The 1084-nt window shown below is 65.9% G+C and carries 2 protein-coding genes; both read right to left on the bottom strand.

The genetic code is table 11. From position 1 onward, the window contains the following. A partial coding sequence (locus tag L9Z73_RS31010; protein ID WP_247408805.1) for a CobW family GTP-binding protein occupies window positions 1-533 on the bottom strand: 533 nt, incomplete at its 3' end. Window positions 534-720: 187 nt separating this feature from the next. Beyond that, complete coding sequence (locus L9Z73_RS31005) at window positions 721-1029, bottom strand: hypothetical protein (RefSeq protein ID WP_247408807.1); 309 nt, start codon at window positions 1027-1029, stop codon at window positions 721-723. Between the last annotated feature and the right edge of the window lie 55 nt (window positions 1030-1084).

Here is a 1084-nt window from a genome sequence, read left to right as displayed (position 1 = left end):
GGGTTCAGCGCCCGCAGGTGCACACGCAGCGGCTCGCAGTCGTCCACCCGGTCGGTCTTGCTCAGCAGCAAGCGATCCGCCGCCGCCACCTGGGCCAGCCATTCCGGGTGCAGGCGTTCCTGCAGGGCCGCGTGGCTGGCGTCGACCAGGGTGATGACCAGGCCGATATGAAAACGCCCGCGCAGTTGCACGTCGTTGTTGAGGGTCGCGAGGATCGGCGCCGGGTCGGCCAGGCCGGTGGTTTCCAGGATCACCCGTTTGAAGGCCGGGATTTCACCGCGCTCGCGGCGTTGCAAGAGGCCGAGCAGTGCGTCTTTGAGTTCACCGCGAATCGAGCAGCAGACGCAGCCGCTGGGCAGCAGCACGGTGTCCGGCGCCACTTCTTCCACCAGCAGATGGTCGATGCCGATGTCGCCGAATTCATTGATCAGCAGCGCCGTATCGCCAAGGCTTTCGCCTTGCAGCAGGCGCGCGAGCAAGCTGGTTTTGCCGCTGCCGAGAAAGCCGGTGATCACATTCAGAGCGATGCTCATCGTTCCACCTCATACCCATCGCCATCAGCCGGAACGCGTTGACTGTGGCGAGGGAGCTTGCTCCCGCTGGGCTGGGAAGCGGGCCCAAAACCAAGCGAGCGAGGTGTGCCAGATCCTCCTCGGACACCGCGTTGGGAGCGCTTCGCACTCCAGCGGGAGCAAGCTCCCTCGCCACAATGGGGCGTGCCTACGGAAAGCATGGTGTGTTTTCCAAGTGGTTCAGCAGTTGCGGATCAAGCGGGTCCAGCGGCCGCCCGAGGAGGGTTTCGGCCGCTTGCCAGAGTTGATCCAGGCCGCTGGCCAACGCCTGTTTGCCGGTGGCGCCGAGCAGCAGGTACGAGGCGCCCTGGAAGTCTTCGACCTTGAGCCGGAACACCGCCAACACCTGGTTGATCGCGGCGATCCGGCGCAGGCGTTCGCGGCGCCTGGGCAACTCATCGCCCAGCGGGTCGCTCCAGTGCAGGTCTTCGCCGAGCAGCCCGCAGAGTCCGCACATCGCTACACCCCGCTCATGGCATGACATCGCCGGAGTTCGGGCCCAGGGTCTGGCC

This window comes from Pseudomonas emilianonis, from assembly GCF_023072625.1.
GTDB classification, from domain to species: domain Bacteria; phylum Pseudomonadota; class Gammaproteobacteria; order Pseudomonadales; family Pseudomonadaceae; genus Aquipseudomonas; species Aquipseudomonas paraveronii.
This window is presented reverse-complemented; position numbering and strand designations above follow the sequence as displayed.